Raw genomic sequence first — 21,743 nt, forward strand, 5'->3', positions numbered from 1 at the left:
CGCACGCCTCCCGCGTCGCTTCGCCCGCACCGCGCGGACGGACACAACATGGTAGGCCGACCCGTACCGGTCCAGCCGCCGGACAGGTTGTCCGGCTGAGCCGGCCGGCACGATCGGCCGACCCGTTCAGTCGTTCTCCGAAGCCACCTTCGGCCCGGCTTTGTTCCCGCTCTCGCCGCCCGGCCCCGCCTCGGCCCGGCCGCCGCTCCCGCCGCCCGTTCCCGCCTCGGCCCGGCCGCTGCTCTCCCCGCCCGTTCCCGCCTCGGCCCGGCCGCTGCTCCCGCCGGTGCCGTTCAGCGCGGCGAGCACGGCCTCGGCGGTGCGCCGGCCGATCCCCGGCACCTCGATGATCTCCTCCGGGGTGGCCGCGGCGAGCCGCTTCACCGATCCGAAGTGCCGCAGCAGCGCCTTGCGCCGGGTCTCCCCCAGCCCGGCCACCCCGTCCAGCGCCGACTCGGTCATCCGCTTGGAGCGCCGCTGCCGATGGAACGTGATGGCGAACCGGTGCGCCTCGTCCCGCACGCGTTGCAGCAGGTAGAGCGCTTCCGAGGTGCGCGGGAGGATGACCGGGAAGTCGTCGCCGGGCAGCCACACCTCCTCCAGCCGCTTGGCCAGGCCGCACAGCGCCACGTCGGTGATGCCCATGTCGGCCAGGACCGTGGCGACCGCGTTCACCTGGGGCTGGCCGCCGTCCACGACGATCAGCTGCGGCGGGTACGCGAACCGGCGCGGCTTGCCGGTCAGCGGGTCGATCCCGGGCAGGTCGGCGGTCTCCAGGTCCCCGATCGCCTCCCCGGTCTCGTCGCCCGCCGGTTCCGGCTGGTCCCGTGGTGCGTCGGCGCCGGCCTGCGCCTTGTACCGGGCGAAGCGGCGCCGCATCACCTCGCTCATCGCGGCGAGGTCGTCCAGCCCGGTGCCGTCCGCGTTGCCCCGCACGGCGAACCGCCGGTACTCCGCCTTACGGGCCAGGCCGTCCTCGAACACCACCATCGAGGCGACCACGTCGGTGCCCTGGATGTGCGAGACGTCGTAACACTCGATACGCAGCGGCGCCGAGTCCAGCCCGAGGGCCTCGGCGATCTCCTCCAGCGCCTTGTTCCGCGTCGTCAGGTCGCCGGCCCGGCGCAGCTTGTGCCGCTGCAGCGACTCGGCGGCGTTACGGGACACGGTGGCCAGCAGGTCGACCTTGTCGCCGCGCTGGGGCACGCGCAGGCTGACCCGGCTGCCGCGCCGCTCGGAGAGCCAGTCGGCGAGCGCGTCGGCGTCGTCCGGCAGGGCGGGGACGAGCAGTTCGCGGGGGACGTCGGTCTCGCCGGCGGACTCCCCGTACATCTGCGTGCAGAAGTGGTGGACCAGGTCGCCGGTGGAGAGATCCTCCACCTTCTCGACCACCCAGCCGCGCTGGCCCCGGACCCGGCCGTCGCGCACGTGGAAGACCTGGACGGCGGCTTCGAGCGGATCCTCGGCGAAGGCGACCACGTCGGCGTCGGTGCCGTCACCGAGCACGACGGTCTGCTTCTCCATGGCCCGGCGCAGGGCCGCGATGTCGTCGCGCAGCCGGGCCGCGCGCTCGAACTCCAGCTCCTCGGAGGCGGCGAGCATGTCGCGCTCCAGCCGTTTCACGAACGTGTCGGTGCGGCCGGCCATGAAGTCGCAGAAGTCGTCGACGATGGCCCGGTGCTGCTCGGCGCTGACCTGGCCGGTGCACGGGGCCGAGCACTTCCCGATATAGCCCAGCAGGCAGGGGCGGCCGATCTGGCCGGCCCGTTTGAAGACGCCGGTCGAGCAGGTGCGCGCCGGGAAGACCCGCAGGAGCAGGTCGAGCGTCTCGCGGATGGCCCAGGCGTGCGAGTAGGGACCGAAGTAGCGCACGCCCTTGCGTTTGGCGCCGCGCATCACCTGCAGGCGGGGGAATTCCTCGTTGAGGGTGACGGCGAGGAAGGGGTAGGACTTGTCGTCCCGATACTTGACGTTGAAGCGGGGGTCGAACTCCTTGATCCAGGAGAACTCCAGCTGGAGCGCCTCGACCTCGGTGCCGACCGTCACCCAGTCGACCGAGCCGGCCGTGGTGACCATCTGCTGGGTGCGCGCGTGCAGCGACCAGGTGTCGGCGAAGTAGGAATTGAGCCGGTTCCGCAGGCTCTTGGCCTTGCCGACGTAGATCACCCGGCCGGCCGGATCGCGGAAGCGGTAGACGCCCGGAGCGTCGGGAATGGTACCGGGCGCCGGACGATAAGTGGACGGGTCTGGCACAACCACAACAGTAGTGCGTGGGACTGACAGAATTGCCCGACCGGAGGTCCGGTGCCGCCGCCACGGCGCCGGATCTCCGGCCATGCCCTGAATCGGGTCGGTCAGACCGCGACGATCTTGTCGCCGTCCACCTTGACCTTGGTCTCGGCCAGCGGCTTGGGAGCCGGGCCGCCCTTGACCGAGCCGTCCTCGATCGAGAACTTGGCGCCGTGGCACGGGCAGTTGATCGTGCCGTCCTTCACCTCGTTGACCTCGCAGCCCTGGTGGGTGCAGACCTTGGTGAACGCCTTGAACGTGCCCTGCTTGGGCTGGGTGATGACGAGGTCACCGGCGATGATGCCGCCGCCCGCGGGCACATCGGCGACCAGCGCGAGGGAAGCGCCGGCCGCGGCGCCGCCGCTGTCGCCGCCACCGGTCGTGCCACCACCGGTGCTGCCGCCCGCCGCGGCGCCCTTGCTGCCGGCCGGGGCCGGGTCGGCCGCGTAGTCGGAGCCGTTCGGGTTGGTGGTCGTGGTCGCGGTGCCACAGGCGGCCAGGACCGCGGCGGCACCGAGGCCGCCGGCGCCCAGCAGGACGCACCGGCGGGTCGAGAACGTGCCCGCCTGCTCGTGCTCGCACCGGGTGTCGACGTCGGTCCTCGTCTGCACGTCAGTCATGTATCGCCCTCCAGTACCTGGTCCGCGTCCGATGTCACGCGGAGTCGCCCCTGAGTACGCGGCTGCCACCGCGATCGGTTCATGCGTGCGACGGAATTAACCTGACTGGCTGCTCCACATTCGTACGCATACGCCGCCACGGATTGCCCGTCGGCGGCGCGCGGTCGACCCTAGGGGACCTGCTGGCGCCCGTTGCTATGAGTCATCTAAGAGTTCTCTAAAACCGCCGCGGCGGCCGTGGCCCGAGCCACAGCCGCCGCGGAACGACGTACGGAATAAGGGTTTTCAGACTGTCGCCTTGGCCCTCGACCGGGTGGCCCGGGGCTTGGTGGCGGCCGGCTTCTCGCCGTTGGCCTTGGCCGCGCGGGCGATCGCGGCCGGCGAGCCGGAGCCGTCGCCGGTCAGGCCGAGCATGTGCCGCAGGAACTGCCCGGTGTGGCTCTCCCGCACCTCGGCCAGCTCCTCCGGGGTGCCCGCGGCCAGGACGAGACCGCCCTTGCTGCCGCCCTCCGGTCCCATGTCGATGAGCCAGTCGGCCGTCTTGATCACGTCCAGGTTGTGCTCGATCGTGATGACCGTGTTGCCCTTGTCGACCAGGCCGTTGAGGACCAGCAGCAGCTTGCGGATGTCCTCGAAGTGCAGGCCGGTGGTCGGCTCGTCGAGCACGTAGACCGTGCGCCCGGTGGACCGTTTCTGCAGCTCGGAGGCGAGCTTGACGCGCTGCGCCTCACCACCGGAGAGGGTGGTCGCGGGCTGGCCGAGACGCACGTAGCCCAGGCCGACCTCGACCAGGGTCTTCAGGTGCCGATGGATGGCCGGCAGCGCCTCGAAGAAGGTCGCCGCCTCCTCGATCGGCATGTTCAGCACCTCGGAGATGGTCTTGCCCTTGTAGTGAACCTCAAGCGTCTCCCGGTTGTACCGGGCGCCCTTGCAGACCTCGCAGGGGACGTAGACGTCGGGCAGGAAGTTCATCTCGATCTTGATGGTGCCGTCGCCCGAGCAGTTCTCGCAGCGGCCGCCCTTGACGTTGAACGAGAACCGGCCCGGACCGTAGCCCCGCACCTTGGCCTCGGCGGTCTCCGCGAACAGCTTGCGGACGTGATCGAAGACACCGGTGTAGGTGGCCGGGTTCGACCGCGGGGTGCGGCCGATCGGCGACTGGTCCACCCCGACGACCTTGTCCACGTGCTCCAGCCCGGTGACCTTGACGTGCCGGCCGGGGACCTGGCGGGCGCCGTTGATCTGGTTCGCCATCACGGTGTGCAGGATGTCGTTGACCAGCGTGGACTTGCCCGAGCCGCTGACCCCGGTGACCGCAATGAACTGGCCCAGCGGGAACGGGACGGTCAGGTTCCGCAGGTTGTGCTCACGGGCGCCGTGCACGACCACCTCGCGCCCCGCGGTCGCCGGCCGGCGGGTGGCCGGCAGCGGGATCGACTTGCGGCCGGACAGGTAGGTGCCGGTCGGCGAGTTCTCGTTGGCCAGCAGGCCCTCGACCGAGCCGCTGTGCACGATGTGGCCACCGTGCTCGCCGGCGCCGGGGCCGATGTCGACGACCCAGTCCGCGGTGCGGATGGTGTCCTCGTCGTGCTCGACCACGATCAGCGTGTTGCCCAGATCACGCAGCCGCTTCAGGGTCTCGATCAGCCGGTGGTTGTCCCGCTGGTGCAGGCCGATGGACGGCTCGTCCAGCACGTAGAGCACGCCGGCCAGGCCGGAGCCGATCTGGGTGGCCAGCCGGATGCGCTGCGCCTCGCCGCCGGACAGGGTGCCGGCGCCGCGGTCCAGGGACAGGTAGTCCAGGCCGACGTCGACCAGGAAGCGCAGCCGGGCGTTGATCTCCTTGAGCACCCGCTCGGCGATCAGCTTCTGCCGCTCGTCCAGCTCGATCGTGGCCAGCAGCTCGGCGCAGTCGCCGACCGACAGGTTGCAGATCTCGGCGATGCTCTTGCCGGCGAGGGTGACCGCGAGCACCTCGGGCTTGAGCCGGGCCCCACCGCAGACCGAGCAGGGGACGTCACGCATGTACCCCTCGTACTTGTCGCGCGACCAGTCGCTCTCGGTGTCGTTGTGCCGCCGCTCGATCCACTGCACCACGCCCTCGAACCCGGTGTAGTACGACCGCTCGCGCCCGTACTTGTTCCGGTACCGCACGTGGACCTGGTCCTCGGAGCCGTGCAGGATCGTCTTCTGCGCGCGGCTGGGCAGCGCCCGCCAGGGCGTGTCCAGCTTGAAGCCCTCGGCCTGGGCCAGGGCCTCCAGCAGCCGCGAGAAGTACTCCTGCGTGGTGCCGCCGGCCCACGGCTGGATCGCGCCCTCGGCGAGGCTCTTCTCCTCGTCCGGGATGATCAGCTCGGGGTCGACCTCCTTCTTCGTCCCCAGGCCGGAGCACTCGGGGCAGGCGCCGTAGGGCGCGTTGAAGGAGAAGACCCGGGGCTCGAGATCCTCGATCGCCAGGGGGTGATCGTTCGGACAGGCCAGGTGCTCGGAGAAGCGGCGCTCGCGCTCCGGGTCGTCCTCCGGCAGGTCGACGAAGTCGAGCAGCAGGATGCCGTTGGCCAGGCCGAGCGCGGACTCCACCGAGTCGGTCAGGCGCTGCTTGCTGCTCGCCTTGACGCTGAGCCGGTCGACCACCACCTCGATGGTGTGCTTCTCCTGCTTCTTCAGCTTCGGCGGCTCGGTGAGCTGGTGGACCACGCCGTTGACCCGGGCCCGGGCGTAGCCCTTGGCCTGGAGCTCGGCGAAAAGATCCACATACTCCCCCTTGCGGCCCCGGACCACCGGGGCCAGGACCATGAAGCGGGTGCCCTCGGGCATCGCCAGGACCCGGTCGACGATCTGCTGCGGGGTCTGCTTGCTGATCCGCTCGCCGCAGACCGGGCAGTGCGGGATGCCGGTGCGGGCGAACAGAAGACGCAGGTAGTCGTAGACCTCGGTGATGGTGCCGACCGTCGATCGCGGGTTGCGGGACGTCGACTTCTGGTCGATCGAGACGGCCGGTGAGAGCCCCTCGATGAAGTCGACGTCCGGCTTGTCCATCTGGCCGAGGAACTGCCGCGCGTACGACGACAGGGACTCGACGTACCGCCGCTGCCCCTCGGCGAAGATCGTGTCGAACGCGAGGCTGGACTTGCCCGAACCGGACAAGCCCGTGAAGACGATCATGGCGTCGCGGGGCAGGTCGAGGTTGACGTCGCGCAGGTTGTGCTCGCGGGCGCCACGAATAGTCAGTCGGTCGGCCACTACTAGCCTCTCCGTACAGGTGTTTGAAGTCGGTCGCACTCTAGTCCGTACAGGTGTGCCAAAGACGACTCGCCACTCTAGCTTCGGGGTACGACAATTTCCCCCGACCTCAGTGCAGCGCCTTCCACATGGCGGACATTCCCGCAGAACGGACCTTGCAACGTCCCCCTGGCGGGTGACTACTTCAAAACCCAGATCTCCACGCCGCCGACCCGCTTCGGCGCCTGGTCCAGCGCGTCGACCATGAGGGCCCGGATCACCTTGACGTTCTTGGTCTGCGGCACCAGCACCACGACCGACGCGCGCCAGTAGGCGAAGTCGGCCCGGATCCGCTCGCGATCGGCATCGGTCAGACCGGGCCGCCGCCCGCGCAGCTGCGCCTGGACGAGCAGGGTGTTGGTGTACCGGTCGGGCGCGCGCCACGAGCCGGTGGTGTCGTACGGCGGGTTCGCCGGCCCCATGAAGTAGCCACCGGGGGTGGCGTAGTCCAGGTTCTCCAGGGTCGCCCAGCGCTGCCCGGTCCGCCCGTAGGTCACCTCGGGCAGCGGCACCGTCACCAGCGTCCGGCCCTCGGGCACGTACTGCTTCCACATCCCGGACGTGATGAAGACCGGCGCCGGCTCGCCCGCGACCACCGGCAGCGGCTTCGGGATCAGCGGGACCAGGGCCAGCGCCATGCCGATCCAGTACTTGCGGCGGCGCTCCGGGGTGAACGCACCGACCCGGTCAGTGGCCAGCGCGAGCAGGATGCCGGCGATGGTGGCCGGGACCATCGCGAAGCGGGAGACACTCACCAGGTCGATCACCGGCAGGTGGGCGATCAGGGCGAACGGCAGCGGGATCGGCGTACGGAAACCGGCCACCTGCAGCTTGGGCCCGAGCGACATGACCAGCAGCACCAGCCCGGCGATGGCCGTGGCCCGGGCCACGGCCGAGTGCCACAGCATCCTGATCGCCACGATGATCATCACCAGGCCGAACGGGCCCCAGAACGTGTTGTCCTCGGTCGGGCTCAGGCTCAGCCGCCGGGCCACCGGGCCGATGCCGGCCAGCGACTGCCGGGCGAAGGCCGGGATCGACAGCAGGTCGGTGACGATGTGGTCCGGCTCGAACGGCTGGCCGTGGTAGTTGCCCTTGCCGAAGAACTGGTAATACAACGGGTACGCGGCCAGGGTCAGCGCGACCCCGCCGGTCACGGCCAGCCCGCCCAGGAAGCGCGGGGCCGCCTCGCGCACCTCGCGCGGCTTCATGAACGCGTAGGCGACCACGAAAATGCCGAGGGTCAGCGCCACGAAGAGCAGCGTCTCCTCGTTGATGAAGATCTGCATCACGATCAGCACGGCCAGGATCAGGCCGCCGCGCAGCGCCCGGCCGGGCTCCCGCAGCCGCAGCACCTGCCACACGATGAACGGCACCAGGTACTGGTTGACGAAGTTCACGTGGCCGGCCGCGTGCGAGATCATCATCGGCGCGAAGCCGCACCAGGCCGCCCCGATCACCGCGGCCCAGCGGTTGCGGACCAGGTGGCGGGCGAACAGCCAATACCACGCCGCGGCGGTGCCGGCCAGGCCGAAGGTGATCAGGAAGACCACCGAGACGCCGCCGCCCAGGAAGTGCGTGACCGGGGCCAGCGGCAGGCTGAGCAGCAGGATCGCCGTGTTCGCCATCATGTTGACGCCGACCGGCGCGTTCAGGTGGCTCTCCCAGAACAGCGGCGCGCCGTCGAAGACGACCCGCTCACCGTGCGCCAGCATGAACAGGAAGATCCCGTGGTCGTCCTTGTTGCCGGCCAGGACGTTCCCGTTCGGGTGGATCCACAACTGGATCAACGTCAACGCGGCGAACGCCACGAACCCCAGCAGAACCCAGAGATCGAACCGCCGCCAGCCGGAGAACCCGTCATCCCGGGTCTCCTCCGTGACGACCGACTCGTCCCGCTCCTTCACCAATTCATCCGCCCCGTGCATCGGGCGGATTCTGCCAGAGCCGCGCGACAATCACCCAAATGCGCGGGCGCTCCGCTGCCCGCTCAACAGCCATTTTCCCGTACGGAGTGAGCAGGGTCACGTCCGTACGGGAAAGAGGGCTTGATGAATCTAGTGGTGACGGCGGCGCGGTGCCGTGGCCAGGCGCACCGAGCGTCGCCGGCTCTCCACCGCGACTTCCCGGTGCAGCTTGCGCCAGCTGGCCAGCCGGCGCGGGGGCAGCGAGCCGTCGGCCAGCGCGGCCTGCACCGCGCACCCGGGCTCGGACTCGTGCCGGCAGTTGTCGAAGCGGCAGTGCCCGGCGATCTCCATCACATCGGCGAACGCCCGGTCCAGCCCGGACTCGGTGTCCAGCAGGCCGACACCCCGGATGCCCGGGGTGTCGATCACACCGCCCCCACCGGGCACGGTCACCAGGTTGCGGAACGCCGTGGTGTGCCGCCCCTTGCCGTCGGCGTCCCGGATCGTCTGCACCGGCATCACCGCCGTCCCGGCCAGCGCGTTGGCCAGCGTCGACTTACCGGCCCCGGAACGACCGAGCAGGGCCAGCGTGCGGCCGGGCGCGACCAGCTCCCGCAATCTCTCCAGCCCGGTGCCGCGTTGCACGCTGACCGGGATCACCGGCACGTCCGGGGCGAGCCGGGCCAGCTGCCGGGCCACCGCCTCCGGATCCCGGGCGGTGTCGGATTTCGTGAGGACCAGCACCGGATCGGCGCCGGACTCCCAGGCCAGCGCGAGAAGCCGTTCGACCCGGGCGTCGTTCGGCTCCGGGAAGATCGGCTCGACCACGGCGACGGTGTCCATGTTCGCGGCCAGCACCTGCCCCGAGGAGTCCTTGTCGGCGGTACGGCGGATCAGCGTGGTGCGCCGCGGCAGCACCAGTTCCAGCGTGACCCGGCGGTCGGGCCAGTTGCGCAGCACCACCCAGTCACCGGAACACGGCAGCGAGGACGGATCGCGGGCCGCCTCGATCAGCGCGTTCCCGCCCAGGCCGGCGCGGGTCACGCCGTCGGCGGTGAGGACGGTGCTGACACCGCGGTCGGCGCGCAGCACCCGCCCGGGAACGGTGTCCGGGCGGTCATAGGGACGGAACGAGGATACGAAGATCTCGTCCCAGCCGAGCTGGGACAGGTCGTACGACATTTTCTGAACCCTTTACGGTCGAGAAGTGGGGGCGGAGGCCCCCGGGTGAAGGGACGCAACAACGACGACAAGCACGTGCCTCACCTCCTCCGCGGGTTCTTCGGGCGGCGCGTCTCGAGATCCGACGGTACGGTCCGGCCCCACCCCGCGAAAGCGAATTCCGCGGCTAGTGTCTTCGGTGTGACGATCGATCCGCTGGTCCTGATGACCGACGTGGACCAGGCCACCGAAACCCTGCTGCGAGCGGCCGAGGAGTTCGACGACTCCGTGATCGGGGAGCCGTCCGGGCTGCCCGGCTGGACCGTCGGGCACGTCCTGACCCACCTCGCGCGCAACGCCGAGGCGTACACGAATCTGCTGGTCTGGGCGCGTACCGAGGTGGAAACCCCGGCCTACGCGTCCCCCGAGGCCCGGAACGCGGCGATCGAGGCCGGGGCCGGCCGGCCCCTGGCCGAGCAGATCGCCGACCTGCGGGCCGCGCACGAGCGGTTCGCCGACGCCGCCGCCTCCATGCCGGCCCAGGCCTGGACGTTCCGCTACCCGGCGATCGTCCCGTCCGCGGCCGTCGTCCCCTGGGCCCGGCTGCGCGAGGTCGAGGTGCACCACGTCGACCTCGGCCGCGGCTACACGCCGGCCGACTGGTCGGACGCGTTCGCGCTGCGCCTGCTCCGCGAGATCGCCGGTGACCTGCCGGCCTCCGCCCCGGCGATGGTGCTGCACCCGGCCGGCGCCGACCATCCCCTGCTCGTCGGCGCCCCCTCGGACACGGCACCGGTGATCGGCGGGCCCACCCGCTCGATCGCGGCCTGGCTGGCCGGCCGCGCCGACGGCACCGACCTGACCGTCTCCCCCGACGGGGAGCTCCCCCAGCCCGCGAGGTGGAAGTGATGGCGACCGAATACACACGTGACCTGGGCGACGGCCTCACCCTGACCAAGGTGTCGGTCGGCCCGATGGACAACAACGCCTACCTGCTCACCGCCGGGTCCGAGCAGCTGCTGATCGACGCCGCCAACGACGCCTCGACGCTGCTCGACGTGATCGGCGACGCCGGCCTGCGGACCGTGGTCACCACCCACCAGCATCAGGACCACTGGGTCGCGCTGGCAGAGGTGGTCACCGCGACCGGGGCGGCATCGCTGGCCCACTCGGCCGACGCCGGGCCGCTGCCGGTGGTCACCCGCACCCTCAAGGACGGCGACACCGTCGAGGTCGGCGGGCACACGCTGGAGGTCATCCACGTCGTCGGGCACACGCCCGGGTCGGTGGTGCTGGCCTACCAGGGGCCGGGCGCCGGACGCGTCCACCTGTTCACCGGCGACAGCCTGTTCCCCGGCGGCGTCGGCAACACCCGCGGCGTCCGGGAGAACTTCGAATCCCTGATCGGGGACGTGGAGCGCAAGCTGTTCGCCCGTTTCCCGGACGACACCGTGTTCTACCCGGGCCACGGCAAGGACTCGACGCTCGGCGAGGAACGCCCCCACCTGCCGGAGTGGCGCGAGCGCGGCTGGTGACGGAACCGACGCCGGGCGGAGATCAACGATACTGAGTACGCTTCTCGGATGAACCCGAGCGTCTGGTTGGCCCTGGTCTCCCCAGTCGTAGCCGTCATCGTCGCGGTCTTCGGATTTCGCCGGTCGTCCAAGGCCGACCGGCTGAAGGCGTATTTCGAGATGCAGAACCGGTACCTCGCGCCCGAGGTCCGGCTCGGCCGCAAATTCCTGCACCAGCACGTGGCCGGCCGGTCGCCGGCCGAGGTCGCCGCGCTGGACGAGACGACCCGCTCCACGATCGGGTTCGCGCTGGCCGTGATGAACTCGATCGCCATCGCCTGCGAGGCGGGCTATGTCGACCGGGACATCGTGGTGAAGAGCATGGGCCGTTCGTACGCGCGGGCGATCGAGGCGGCCCGGCCGTTCTTCGACCATCAGGAGGCGACCCGCGGGTTCCGGCCGTATCCGTACGCGGAACGGCTGGCCGCCCGGGTGCCCCGGCCCCCGGCCGTCGCGCCGCCGGTGGAGGCGCCGGCCGCCGCCTCGATCGACGCGAGCCAAGGCCATGCGGCCTGACCAGCGGCCGTTGCGGCTCGCGGCTGTCCAGCTGGACTTCATCCCGCAGGCGCTGACCGAGCAGGACATCTGGCTGCCGGCCGAGCCCCTGTGGTCGGCGCCGGGCCGGGCGTCGTCGCCCGACTCGGTGTTCACCGTGCGCAACGTCTTCGATCCCGGGGTCTCCTCGGTCCCGGGGGCGTCGGCCGAGCTCGACAAGGTCTGCACCGGCGAGACCGGGAAACGGCTGGGGCCGATTTTCGACTTCCTCTGCGGTCTGGGGGCGGACGTCGTGGTGCTGCCGGAGTACTCGGTGCCCGCGGACTGCCTGGACCTGCTGGTCGATAACTCGGCGGGGCGGGTCGTGGTGGCCGGGCTCGGCTACATCCGCAAGCAGGAGACGGCCGAGCGACTGGCCACGATGGACGACGGGTTCCGGCCCGACGAGATCCTCGGGCGCAACGTCGCGGTGCTGGTCCACGACCGGCGCGTGCACGTGGTGACGAAACGCCATCTCGCCAAGGGCGAACGGGCCGATCCCGGCTCGGGTCACCGCCTCTTCCAGGTTCGGCTGCACGGGCGGGATCGGAGCATCGGGGTCGCCATCTGCAAGGACTTCCTCGCCGACGCCCGAACCGACCTCAGCCGGCTGGGTGCGGAGGTGATCTGTGTGCCGGCCCGCAGCGACACGATCGAGCCCTTCCTCGGCGACGGCCCGCGGGACAACGTCTGGATCGTCGCCAACGACGCGTACACCGGCGGGTCGACGATCCGGGTGCCGTTACCCCAGACCGAGTTCAGCGAGCTGCGGGGGACCCCGCCGGCCCCGCCCGGCTTCGAGGTGGTGCAGGCGGTCGACTTCCACCGCATGCCCCCGAAGATCACCGCTCACTTCGATGAGCCGAACCGGGTCGTCTGCCATGCCCAGCTCATCGACCCGGACGACGACCGACTGGCCGGGCCGTTGCGTCGGCTCCGGTCGCTGACCGGCCCGGAGGCGAAGTGGATCCCGCACCTCACCAGCATCATCGACGACCTCGGGGCCAGCACCGCGTCGTCCGAACCGGTTCTGAAGGCGATCGCACTGTGCCGCCAGTACGCCGCGGCCGGAATCTCGGCGCGGGAAGCCCTCCGCATGGCGACTCAACACGCCCCCGTGACTGCGGCCGGGCGCGTCGACGGTGTCCGTCGACGGCAGGTCGCCATGGTGATCGACTGGTTGTCCCGGGGCCTGACCGGGTTCCCGCGGGACGGCGAGGCGAAGGACCGGTACCGGACGCTGACCGGGCCGCCGAGCCCCGCCCGGCCCCGCCCGCCGGCCAGACCACAAGCCACTCCGGACAGACCGCCGAGCGCTCGCCGTCCGGCTCCTCCCCCGCGACCGCCCGCACCACCGCCGGCACCGCCGGCACCGCCGGCACCGCCGCCGGCACCGCCGCCGCCACCGCCGCCGGCACCACCCGTGGTCACCCTGTTCACACTGCCGTCCGGCTTCGCCTGCCTGGTCGACGAGGGTATCGCCGTGGTCCCGGAACGGCTGGTGGGCGACCGCCCGATGACGCTCGCCGCGGGCGGCGGTCGGTACACCGCCCGGGTCGGCTGGACCACGGCCGACCACGAGCTGGCCCTGCTCACCTTCGCCGGCCACCGTGGCTCGGCGCCGGCCTGGGGGCGTCTCGTCTGCCCGGACACCGTCGTCGACGGCACGGTGGTGTTCCCCGGCCTGACCCGGCCGGTCCGCGTCCAGGCGACCGCGGAGCTGGAGTCGCGCTACCGCCTGGCCCTGGGCCTCGGCCCGGAGGCACACGGCGCCCCGGTCGTCAGCGACGGGCGATGCCTCGGCTTCGTCCTGGACGACGGGCAGACCGTCCTGCCCGCGTCCACTCTGGTGCGCGCGGCCTGGCGGGCCGGTGTCCTCACCCGCCGGCCCCGGTTCGCAACTGTCGAGTTCGCCGCGGAGGAGGTGCCCCCGCTCGCGGACGGTGCTTCCGTCCCGCCGGTGGCCGGGTTCCTGCCGGAGTGGGCCGCGAGCGACGGCGATCGCGTGTATACGGTGGGCGACGGCTTCACCGAGCGGCAGCTCCAGGGATTCCTGCACCGCCAGGCGCAGGCCGGCTGGATCGTGCTGAGCACCACGGCGGCCGCCCTTCCGGACCGTCTGCCCAAGCTGCTCGCCGCCCGCAGCCACACCCTGATCGTGGCGGCACTCGGCGACACCGACCCGGCGATCGTGACCCGGGCGCTGGACCGGCACTCGCGACTGCCCGGGGAATCGGTCGTCCGGATCCTTTTGCGAGCCTGACAGATCCACTCGGGAGTCTGGCATCCGGCGTCCGCCACCGATACCGTCATCAGCATTCGGTGACCATCCGACTCTGTTTGGTGATCTTGCTGCGCAGCGGACCGAGGATCTGACCGTGCCTGATGACCCTCACAAGTTCAACACCGGCGACTACGCACAGCGAGTGCTCCGTCGATCCCTGAACGCTCCGTCACGGACGCTGTTGCACGTGCGCTACGACCTGGACCCGCGCTGGGCGACCGGGACGGTCTCGGGCGCGACGGTCCTGGACCGGGTGAAGAACGTCGTCTCGTACTGGGAGCGCGCGGCCGAGGACAACACCACCACCGGGATCAGCGCGGTCTGCCGCAACTGGCTGCAGGCCGACGCCGACCTGCGCGACCGGCTGGGCCGGAACTACGACGATCCACAGTGGTGGCTCCGGCAGATTCCGGCGACGCCCGCCGCCGACTCGGACGGCAAGCCGGATCCGGACAGCGCACCGGTGGCCGCGGAGACGAGCGCAGACCCCGCCGCGCCGGCCACCACCGCCCTGTGTCCCGAGGTCGTCGTGTCCCAGACCCGGGCCGGCGTGCACCTGAGGTGGTCGGTTCCGGGGGTCGGCTCGCAGCGGGCCCGGTTCACCGTCGAGCGCGGGGACGCGAGCGACGAGCCGCGGGTCGTCCTCGTCACCGACCTGGAGGCGGACGGCATCCTGGACGCGAGGGCACCGACCGCTCGTCTCCTCTGGTACTACGTGACGGCGCGGACCTCGGACAGCGAGGGCGCCGCCGAGCCCCGCCCGGCCTGGTTCGCACCGCCGGTCCAGGACGTCACCCTGGACGTCGTCGGGGTGAACACCGTGGAGAGCCGCTGGATCGCGCATCCCTCGGCGACCGGTTTCCGGGTGCGGCGGACGGTCGGCCGCGAGTCGGCCGACTCCGAGGACGGCCTGCTCCTCCCGTCCTCCGACGGACGGCCGGCCTTCCTCGACGACCGGGCGCCGGAGGGCCAGGTGCACTACCGCATCACCCCGGTGTACCGGAACGCCGACACCGGGCGGGAGGCCGAGGGCGAGCCGGTCCAGCTGTCGATCAAGGTCACGCCGCCACCCCCGGTGCCGGTGATCGCGGATCACTCGATCTCCGAACATCAGGGGCGCACCGAGCTGACCCCTCGTGTCACCGGGGTGACCGGGCCGGACCGGATCCTCCTGATCCGGGCGCGTGGCCCCGGAACCCCGGCTCCCGGCACGACCGTGCCGACCCGGCGCGTCACCGATCACGGCGACTCGCTCACCCCGCGGAACGACGCCGGGACCCTGCGATTTCCGCTGCCCGCCGGCCGTTCGACGGTGGTCCCGGTCACGATCCGCGGCAGCCTGGCCCGGTTCGGCGCCGGGGTCGAGATCACCGCCGTCCCCGAAGTCTGCGAAGCCGATCTGGAGCGCTTCGGCGAGAAACTGCTACTGCGCTGGCGCTGGCCGGACGGCATCCGTCTGGCCCGGGTCACCTGGATCACCGACGGGAAGGCCACTACATGGGATGTCACCGACGTCGAACTCCAGAAAGCCGGACACATCGAGTACAACAGCCACCGTCCGACCACGGTCGAGATCGTCTCGGTGCTCCGTACTCATGACTGTCCCGACCTCATGTCAGAGACCGTTCGGCGGTCCGCCGGGGACGCAGTGACCGAATTGTTGTACGGCGTGGTCCACAAGCGCGCCACCCTCTTCCAGCCCCGGCGGATGTTGTTCCGTTTCACGGCCACCCAGGCGTGCCAGGGCCTCGACATCGAGATCCGCCTCCGCCGGCCGGGCGCCCCTCCGGAGCAGGCCACCCTGCTGCGGAGGGTGACCGGTGTCGGATGCGGACCGGAGACCCCCTGGGAGATCGTCCTGCCGACTCCGGCCCGGGACGACTCCCTGGTGGGCAAGCGACTCATCCACTGCCGCGCCTGGCACGAGGGCCGCGAGATACCGGTCGACAACTTCAACGCCAGCGATCGCGGGGTCGATTGATGCTGAAAGACATCTGCCCGTTCTGCTATTACCGCATCAATCGCCGCCGCCTCTGGTTCACCTGCCGCGGCATCCAGAAGCCGGGATTCCGTCAGTGCCGGCGAGCGATCAACAACAAGCGGCTGGAGGCGACCGGGCAGGAGGAACACATGTACCCGGTCTTCCGGTCGCGACTGCACTGGCTGCCCTGGCCGCTCCCGATCCCCCGGCGGGCGACCTGCCCGGCCTGCCGGGGCCGCACCGGCCGGCACGTCTGCCCGCACTGCAACACGCCGCTGCCGTCCAAGTTCCGGGACTCGTTCAGCCCGGTCATCGCCATGGCCGGCGCCCGGTACACCGGGAAGACCGTGTACCTGACGGTGCTCGCCGACCAGATCCGCGGCGCGATCCGCAAGCGGTTCGAGGCCGACGTCTCGGTCTGCGGGGACGCCGGGAACCGCTGGCTGGAGAACAGCGTGGAGAACATCATGGGGGGCCGCCGGCTGCCGGCCATCACCGAGCAGCCGGACGGGCGCAGCGAGCCGTTGCTCTTCGAGTGGCGCCGCCGCAACGACCGGGCCAGCCGATACCGCAGCAGCTACCTGTCGTTCCTCGACACCGCGGGCGAGATGCTCGGGACTTCCCGAGGCGTGAACGAACTCAAATTCCTGGCCAAGGTGCATGCCTTCATCGTCCTGCTCGATCCCTTCGCGATCACCGACCTGCCCACCCGGATCGGCCTGAAGGAGGCGGCCCGCCCGCACGCCGAGGCGGTCAAGGTCGTCCAGCAGGTGACCGAGGTGCTGCGGGAGGAGCACGGCGTCAAGGGCATGATCGATCTCCCGGTCGCCGTCGTCTTCGCCAAGGTCGACGCACTGCGCAACCTCCCGGAGCTCAGCCGGAAGGTGTTCGAGCCGGAGTCGCAGGGCAACGTCTACGACGCCGAGCAGGGCCGCAAGATTCACGAGTCGGTCCGCGAGATGCTCATCGATCTGGGTGCCGACGACATCGACGCCGCCTTCCAGGCGCACTACACCAACTTCCAGTACTTCGCGGTCTCCGCGCTGGGCGAGCCGCCCGACTACGCCAACAACAAGCTCGCGGACGGCGCCGTCGTACACCCGATCCGGGTGTCCGAGCCACTCATCTGGCTCCTGGCCAAGTTCGGGATGATCCCCACCAGGAACGGCCATGCCTGAGACGTTCGAGGCCGCGGTCTACACCAACTGTGCGCTCGGGAAGGGGCTCGAGGGCGTCGCCGGCATGCAGTGGCAGTCCAGGACGCCCCGGGCCGACTGGGAACTCCTGGCCTTTCTCAAACAACATTTGCTGTACGAGCCGCCGGAGCAGTTCGTCCAGGCCGGGCGCCCGGCCGCCGAGTTCCCCCCGTCGATGGCGCACGTCTTCGAGGATCCGATCCTGGCCACCAGCAGCGGCCGGTATCAGGGCCGGGAGATGGACGGGCCCCGCCAGGGCAACCACCTCACCCATGCCATCTCCACCGAGCAGCGGACCAGTTACGGCTCGATCCGCCCGGCCCAGCTCGCCCACGCCTCGTTCTGGCTGACCAGCACGCCGCCCGGCACCGACCTCAGCGGCCCCCCGGCCGACTGGGAGCCCGGCCCGATCGACGCCGCCGTGGCCGCCCGGCACGTCCGGGCCCGCCGCGGGGGCGACCGCATGCTGGCCGCGCTCGTGTCCACCCTGGCCGACCGCGATCTGCTCGGCCGCCGCCGGGTCGCGCTGATCACCCGGGACGCCGAGGACGCCCTGCGCTGGCTGGTCGCGGCCACCCTGCTGCTGCCGCAGGACCGCGCCCTGGAGATCGGGTTCAAGGTGTTCTCCATGGCTCCGGCCCGTTCGAAGCTCCAGGTGGTGGCCGTGCACCCGGAGTGGAGCGACTTCCCGGCCTCCATCGACCAGGACAACGGGTACGCGGTCTTCGACCTCGAGACCCGACGGCACAGCCCGGTGCCGGTCAGCCCGGAGGCCGCGAACTGGGCCCGGCTGTTCTGTACCGAGGACCCGGTGGCGGTCGCCGAGGCCGTCGACCTGGCCGCGGGCAGTGGCCTGGGCGGCACCGAGGCTCAGGCGCTGGCGATCGCCGCGACGCTCGGCCGCTCCCCCGGTCCGGCCCTGGCGCCGACGGTGCTGCGCTGGCTGAGAGGCGGCCCGCCGGTGGTCCGGGAGGCTTACGGCGCCCTGCTCATCGAGGCGGTCGTCGAGGACGCCGACCTGCCCGTGCTTCGCGAGTTGGAGAGCCTCAGCCGGCGGACGGAGTACGCCCACGCCCGCCCGGACGTGCTGCTCCGGGCGACGCGCGCCGAGTTCGCGGCGGTGGAGGCCGATCCCGACGCGGCCGTCCGGCATCCGCCCCGGTGGAGTGTGACGCCGGACTTCCTGCCCGAGGCGTCCGACATCACGATCCAGTCGCTGCGGACCATGCGGCCGCCGGCCTTCGCGGCCGCCCTGACCGTGGCCGCGAGCCTGGGCGTCACCGTGCGTCTGGACGACGTCGGCGAGGCGGCCGACCGCTTCTTCGCCGGCTGGGCCGAGAACTCGCAGGCCCCGTACGACCTGAGCCGGTGGAACACCGAACCCCGGGCGATCGAACGACTCACCCGGGAGCTTCGCCGGCGCCCCACGACTCGCTCCCACGCCGTGGTACTGGCCCGCAACTGGTTTCCCCGGATCCAGCCGCGCGGCTACCCGGCCGGCCTCAAGACGCCGTTCGACCAGGCGCTCCTCTCGACGGCGATGACGCACGACCTGCCGCGTCGCGAACGGCTGGTCGCCGAGAATCTGCCGAAGGCTGCGGCCGACGGCCCGGATCGTTTCCGTGACCTGGTGGAAGTTCTCTGGGCCGGAACCGAGCCGACGGCGGAGGAACTGGGGAGAATCTGCGATCACCGGCCCGACGGGGTGGAGCTTCCACCGCGACTGTTCGCGTCCCTGCGGACAAGGGTGCATCAGCCCTTCGCCCAGGCCGCCGACCTGAACCTGTGGCTGCGGCTGTCGGAGTGCGGCCTGCTCACCGACAAGTCGTTCGAGAGCACCCACGCTCACGTCAATCAGCTGAAGAACGGTGACGCGCGACTGCAGGAGGCCCTGAGCCGCAAGTTCGACGCGACTCACCCACCACGCGAGTGGCTGTTCCAACTACCGCCCGAGCTCTTGAAGGCCCAGGCCGTCGCCCTGGCCAACCAGATCTTCGAGATGGACGACCTGCCCTCGGCCGGTCACCTGGTGGAGCGGCTGCCGGACGAGATCGCGGAAAGACTGGCGAGCCGGTTGGCCAAGATCTCCGAGATCGACTGGCCACCCGGCCGGGCGGCCCTGGCCTTCTATCTGCTGTTCCGGCCCAAGAGCAGCCCGGCCGCCCAGAACGGGCTCACCGCGCCGGTGGGCGACTGGATAAAAAGCCATCCCGCCAAAGACCTGAAGGAGGCCGGGGAGCGGCTGGGTCGGGTGCATCCGGAATGGGCGAATCGGTGGCGTGAGCGAGCGGGCCTGAAGCGGCTGCCGGAGGCACCGGTCACCAGGGAGGCCGACCCGCAGGAATCCGAACCGGCCGAGACGTTGCTCGCGGCGTTCAAACGTCTCTGGTCGAGCCTGATGCGGAAGGAGGAACGCTGAGTGCCCCAGGCCCTCGGCGTCCTCGGCCTGATCCTGCTGTTCCTGGTCGGGCTCGCCCTGTACTGGTTCGCCGTCGTGTACATCGCCATCCCGCTGATGCTCGTCACGGCGACCGTGGGTGTCCTCGCCGGCGCGGTCTCGGCCCTGGTCGGCGCCGTCCGCGCCTTCGCCGGGGCCGAGCCGGACGGATTGGGCCCGATCGTTCCCGATCCGCACCGCCGCCGGTCGTGGGCCGCGCCCTTCCCGTACCGGGACGACGCCTGGCCGCACTATCTCCTCGGGCAGGGTTACCGCGACGTGGTCAACGCCGCGGTCTGGCCGTACCGGTGGATCAGCCGGCTCACCCGCAACGCCTACGACGCCCTGCTCGACCTGGAGTATCCGAGCGCCCTGATCTATCTGATCCTGCTGTGCCCGCTGGTGCTGGCGATCCCGGCCTTTCTGCTCGGGGCGGCGGCCGGCGCGGTGGCCGCCTGGGTCGTCACCGCGCTGCTGGCGGCCGCGGTCCACACGCTGGGCGGGGCCCTGAGCGCACCGGTCGCGCTGGTCCTGATCGCCGCCGATCATCTGGTCCGCCGGTCGCGGGGCGCGGGCGTGGTCTGCCCGCACTGCCGCCTGGTCCAGGTGCTGCCGGCCTATCGCTGTGCCTGCGGGCGGCAGCATCGTGACGTACGCCCGGGTCTGTTCGGCGTCTGGATGCGCCGGTGCCGGTGCGGCCGTCGCCTGCCCACCACGGTCGTCCGGAACGCGGCCTGGGTGGAGGCCGGGCGGAAGGTGGCGGTGACCCCGGCCTGCCCCCGCTGCACGGTGGAACTCCCGGACGAGGCCGGGGTGCGCCGCCGATCGATCATCGCGGTGTCCGGCGCGCCCGGGGTCGGCAAGACCCACCTGATCCGGCACGCTCTGCGGGATCTGTCCGACCGGATCGAGCCGGAGCCGGCACCTCCCCGCCCGACGGACGCACCCCGCCGGGTCCGGGTGCACACCGGGGTACTGCCGGCCGGCGATTTCCTGCACATGTTCGATCCGGCCGGGGAGACGTTCCTGCGCGGTGACGTGGAGAGCGGCGTGCTGGACCATCTGGGTACGACCCGGCGGCACGTGTTCGTCCTCGATCCGCTGGACGCGCCCCTGGTCGAGGTGGCCGGCGAGTCCGGGGCCCGGCGGGTCGGGGTGGAACGGCTCGAACTGCCGTACCGGCTGATGGTGAACCAGATCGAGCAGTTCTGCATGCCGACCGGCCGCTGCCGGCTGGCCGTCGTGATCAGCAAGATGGATCAGCTCTGGGGCGGCGGCGCGGCGCAACGTCTGGGGCTGGCCGGGGACGCCCCGCCCCCACCTCGGGACTGGCTCGTCTCCATCGGCTTGGACAACCTGGTGCTGGCGGCCGAGCGGGACTTCCGCCGGGTCCGGTACTTCTACCTGGGCCGGCCGCCGGTCGGATACTTCCCGGACCTGCCCGAGCACTTCGGCGAGCCGGTCGTGCCGATCCGCTGGCTGCTGAGCGGAGTCCGGTGATGACTCCCGACGACGAACTCCGGCCTCCGCCGTCGTACCTGGCCTTCCGCGGGCTGATGCTGGTTCTCCTGGGCGGCCTGGTGATCGCCGGTGTGGTGATCGCCGTCCGGGCCGAGCTGTGGGGGACGGTGGTCCCGGCCGAGGTCGGCGTCTGGCGCTGGCTTCAGCGCCACCTGCTGCCCTGGTGAAACCCCGCCATACTGGTACCCGCGCCGGATCCGGGCGATTGGCGCGCCCGGATCCGGTGTTCCCGTCGGTGGTACGCGATCAGCCCCGGCCCTGCTTGGCGTTCGGGTTCACGTGGATGCCCGCGGCGAACGCGGTGATGTCGTCGGCCGTCCAGCCGATCCCGTCCCACACCTGGATCTGGACGTTGATGCCGTTCTTCTGCGGCCAGTAGAGGGTGCGCCCGTCGGTGGCGTCCTCCTTCTTGACCAGGGTGGCCTTCTGCCCGCCGACCTTGACGGCCTGACCCGCGGGCGTGCCCTGCTCGTCGACCGACTGCAGCATCACGACGACCTTGCCGACGAAGCTGCTCGGGTCGGTGTCGGCGACGTTGCCGAGCGGTTCGGCGCTGTTGCGCGGTTTGGCACCGATCGGGGCCAGGGTGAGTGCGGACTCGGTGATGCCCTGCACCTCCCAGCCGGACGGGACCCGGTCGATCGAGAAGCCGGCCGGCTGCGCCCCGGTGTAGGCCACGAGCTGGAACGACGTGGTTTTGGTGGCGGTCGTCGGGGTGGCCGCCGGCGTGGTGCCGCCGGCCACCGGGGCGCTGCCGGTGGACGGCCCGGAGGCGGTGGTGAACGCGAATGCGACGGCGACCGCCGCGATCGCGAACGCGGAGCCGGTGGCGCCCTGCAGGAGCCGGCGGCGGCGCAGGGCGGTGCGGCCCCGGGCCAGGTCGGCGTCGGCCTGGACGGTGGTGGGTTCGCCGGGCGACCCGGCGAGGTCGGCGAGGTGGTTGCGCAGATCAGTCAT

15 protein-coding genes are annotated in these 21,743 nt (G+C 71.2%); 9 read left to right on the plus strand and 6 right to left on the minus strand.

The genetic code is table 11. The features are described from left to right. Window positions 1-126 precede the first annotated feature (126 nt). The 5 genes from uvrC to rsgA form a co-directional block, all read right to left on the minus strand. A complete protein-coding gene (gene uvrC / locus ACSHV8_RS31970) occupies window positions 127-2,253 on the minus strand; it encodes an excinuclease ABC subunit UvrC (protein WP_436521787.1) in 2,127 nt (708 codons plus the stop codon). Window positions 2,254-2,354: 101 nt separating this feature from the next. After that, window positions 2,355-2,909: a Rieske (2Fe-2S) protein gene (locus ACSHV8_RS31975; RefSeq protein WP_436521789.1), complete on the minus strand. Its 555-nt coding sequence runs from the start codon at window positions 2,907-2,909 to the stop codon at window positions 2,355-2,357. A gap of 285 nt (window positions 2,910-3,194) precedes the next feature. Beyond that, window positions 3,195-6,152 carry an excinuclease ABC subunit UvrA gene (gene uvrA / locus ACSHV8_RS31980; RefSeq protein WP_436521791.1) on the minus strand — a complete coding sequence of 986 codons (2,958 nt, stop codon included), beginning with the start codon at window positions 6,150-6,152 and terminating at the stop codon, window positions 3,195-3,197. A 179-nt stretch (window positions 6,153-6,331) separates the two neighbouring features. Continuing rightward, on the minus strand, window positions 6,332-8,119 hold the full coding sequence (locus ACSHV8_RS31985; protein ID WP_436521793.1) for a hypothetical protein: 1,788 nt from the start codon (window positions 8,117-8,119) through the stop codon (window positions 6,332-6,334). Between the two features lie 129 nt (window positions 8,120-8,248). Beyond that, window positions 8,249-9,280 carry a ribosome small subunit-dependent GTPase A gene (gene rsgA / locus ACSHV8_RS31990; RefSeq protein WP_436521795.1) on the minus strand — a complete coding sequence of 344 codons (1,032 nt, stop codon included), beginning with the start codon at window positions 9,278-9,280 and terminating at the stop codon, window positions 8,249-8,251. Window positions 9,281-9,460: 180 nt separating this feature from the next. Between rsgA and ACSHV8_RS31995 the strand changes: the two genes are divergently transcribed. From ACSHV8_RS31995 to ACSHV8_RS32035, 9 genes are all read left to right on the plus strand, one after another. After that, complete coding sequence (locus ACSHV8_RS31995) at window positions 9,461-10,168, plus strand: maleylpyruvate isomerase family mycothiol-dependent enzyme (RefSeq protein ID WP_436521797.1); 708 nt, start codon at window positions 9,461-9,463, stop codon at window positions 10,166-10,168. Continuing rightward, window positions 10,168-10,794 (plus strand): MBL fold metallo-hydrolase, encoded by a 627-nt coding sequence (locus ACSHV8_RS32000; RefSeq protein WP_436521799.1) that lies wholly within the window; start codon window positions 10,168-10,170, stop codon window positions 10,792-10,794. The genes ACSHV8_RS31995 and ACSHV8_RS32000 overlap by 1 nt, the downstream gene beginning before the upstream one ends. Before the next feature lie 48 nt (window positions 10,795-10,842). Beyond that, window positions 10,843-11,349 (plus strand): DUF4760 domain-containing protein, encoded by a 507-nt coding sequence (locus ACSHV8_RS32005; RefSeq protein ID WP_436521801.1) that lies wholly within the window; start codon window positions 10,843-10,845, stop codon window positions 11,347-11,349. Then, window positions 11,339-13,630: a hypothetical protein gene (locus ACSHV8_RS32010; RefSeq protein WP_436521803.1), complete on the plus strand. Its 2,292-nt coding sequence runs from the start codon at window positions 11,339-11,341 to the stop codon at window positions 13,628-13,630. Before ACSHV8_RS32005 ends, ACSHV8_RS32010 begins: the two co-directional genes overlap by 11 nt. Before the next feature lie 115 nt (window positions 13,631-13,745). Next, a complete protein-coding gene (locus ACSHV8_RS32015) occupies window positions 13,746-15,632 on the plus strand; it encodes a hypothetical protein (protein WP_436521805.1) in 1,887 nt (628 codons plus the stop codon). Beyond that, window positions 15,632-16,810 carry a hypothetical protein gene (locus ACSHV8_RS32020; RefSeq protein WP_436521807.1) on the plus strand — a complete coding sequence of 393 codons (1,179 nt, stop codon included), beginning with the start codon at window positions 15,632-15,634 and terminating at the stop codon, window positions 16,808-16,810. Before ACSHV8_RS32015 ends, ACSHV8_RS32020 begins: the two co-directional genes overlap by 1 nt. Beyond that, window positions 16,803-19,247 carry a GTPase-associated protein 1-related protein gene (locus ACSHV8_RS32025; protein ID WP_436521809.1) on the plus strand — a complete coding sequence of 815 codons (2,445 nt, stop codon included), beginning with the start codon at window positions 16,803-16,805 and terminating at the stop codon, window positions 19,245-19,247. The genes ACSHV8_RS32020 and ACSHV8_RS32025 overlap by 8 nt, the downstream gene beginning before the upstream one ends. Continuing rightward, window positions 19,248-20,765 (plus strand): hypothetical protein, encoded by a 1,518-nt coding sequence (locus ACSHV8_RS32030; protein WP_436521811.1) that lies wholly within the window; start codon window positions 19,248-19,250, stop codon window positions 20,763-20,765. Continuing rightward, window positions 20,765-20,953: a hypothetical protein gene (locus ACSHV8_RS32035; RefSeq protein ID WP_436521813.1), complete on the plus strand. Its 189-nt coding sequence runs from the start codon at window positions 20,765-20,767 to the stop codon at window positions 20,951-20,953. The genes ACSHV8_RS32030 and ACSHV8_RS32035 overlap by 1 nt, the downstream gene beginning before the upstream one ends. Before the next feature lie 79 nt (window positions 20,954-21,032). On the opposite strand, the gene ACSHV8_RS32040 is transcribed toward ACSHV8_RS32035, so the two are convergent. Next, window positions 21,033-21,743, minus strand: coding sequence for a hypothetical protein (locus tag ACSHV8_RS32040; protein WP_436521815.1), 711 nt, complete (start codon window positions 21,741-21,743; stop codon window positions 21,033-21,035).

The organism is Actinoplanes sp. HUAS TT8 (assembly GCF_051380535.1).
Taxonomy (GTDB): Bacteria; Actinomycetota; Actinomycetes; order Mycobacteriales; family Micromonosporaceae; genus Actinoplanes.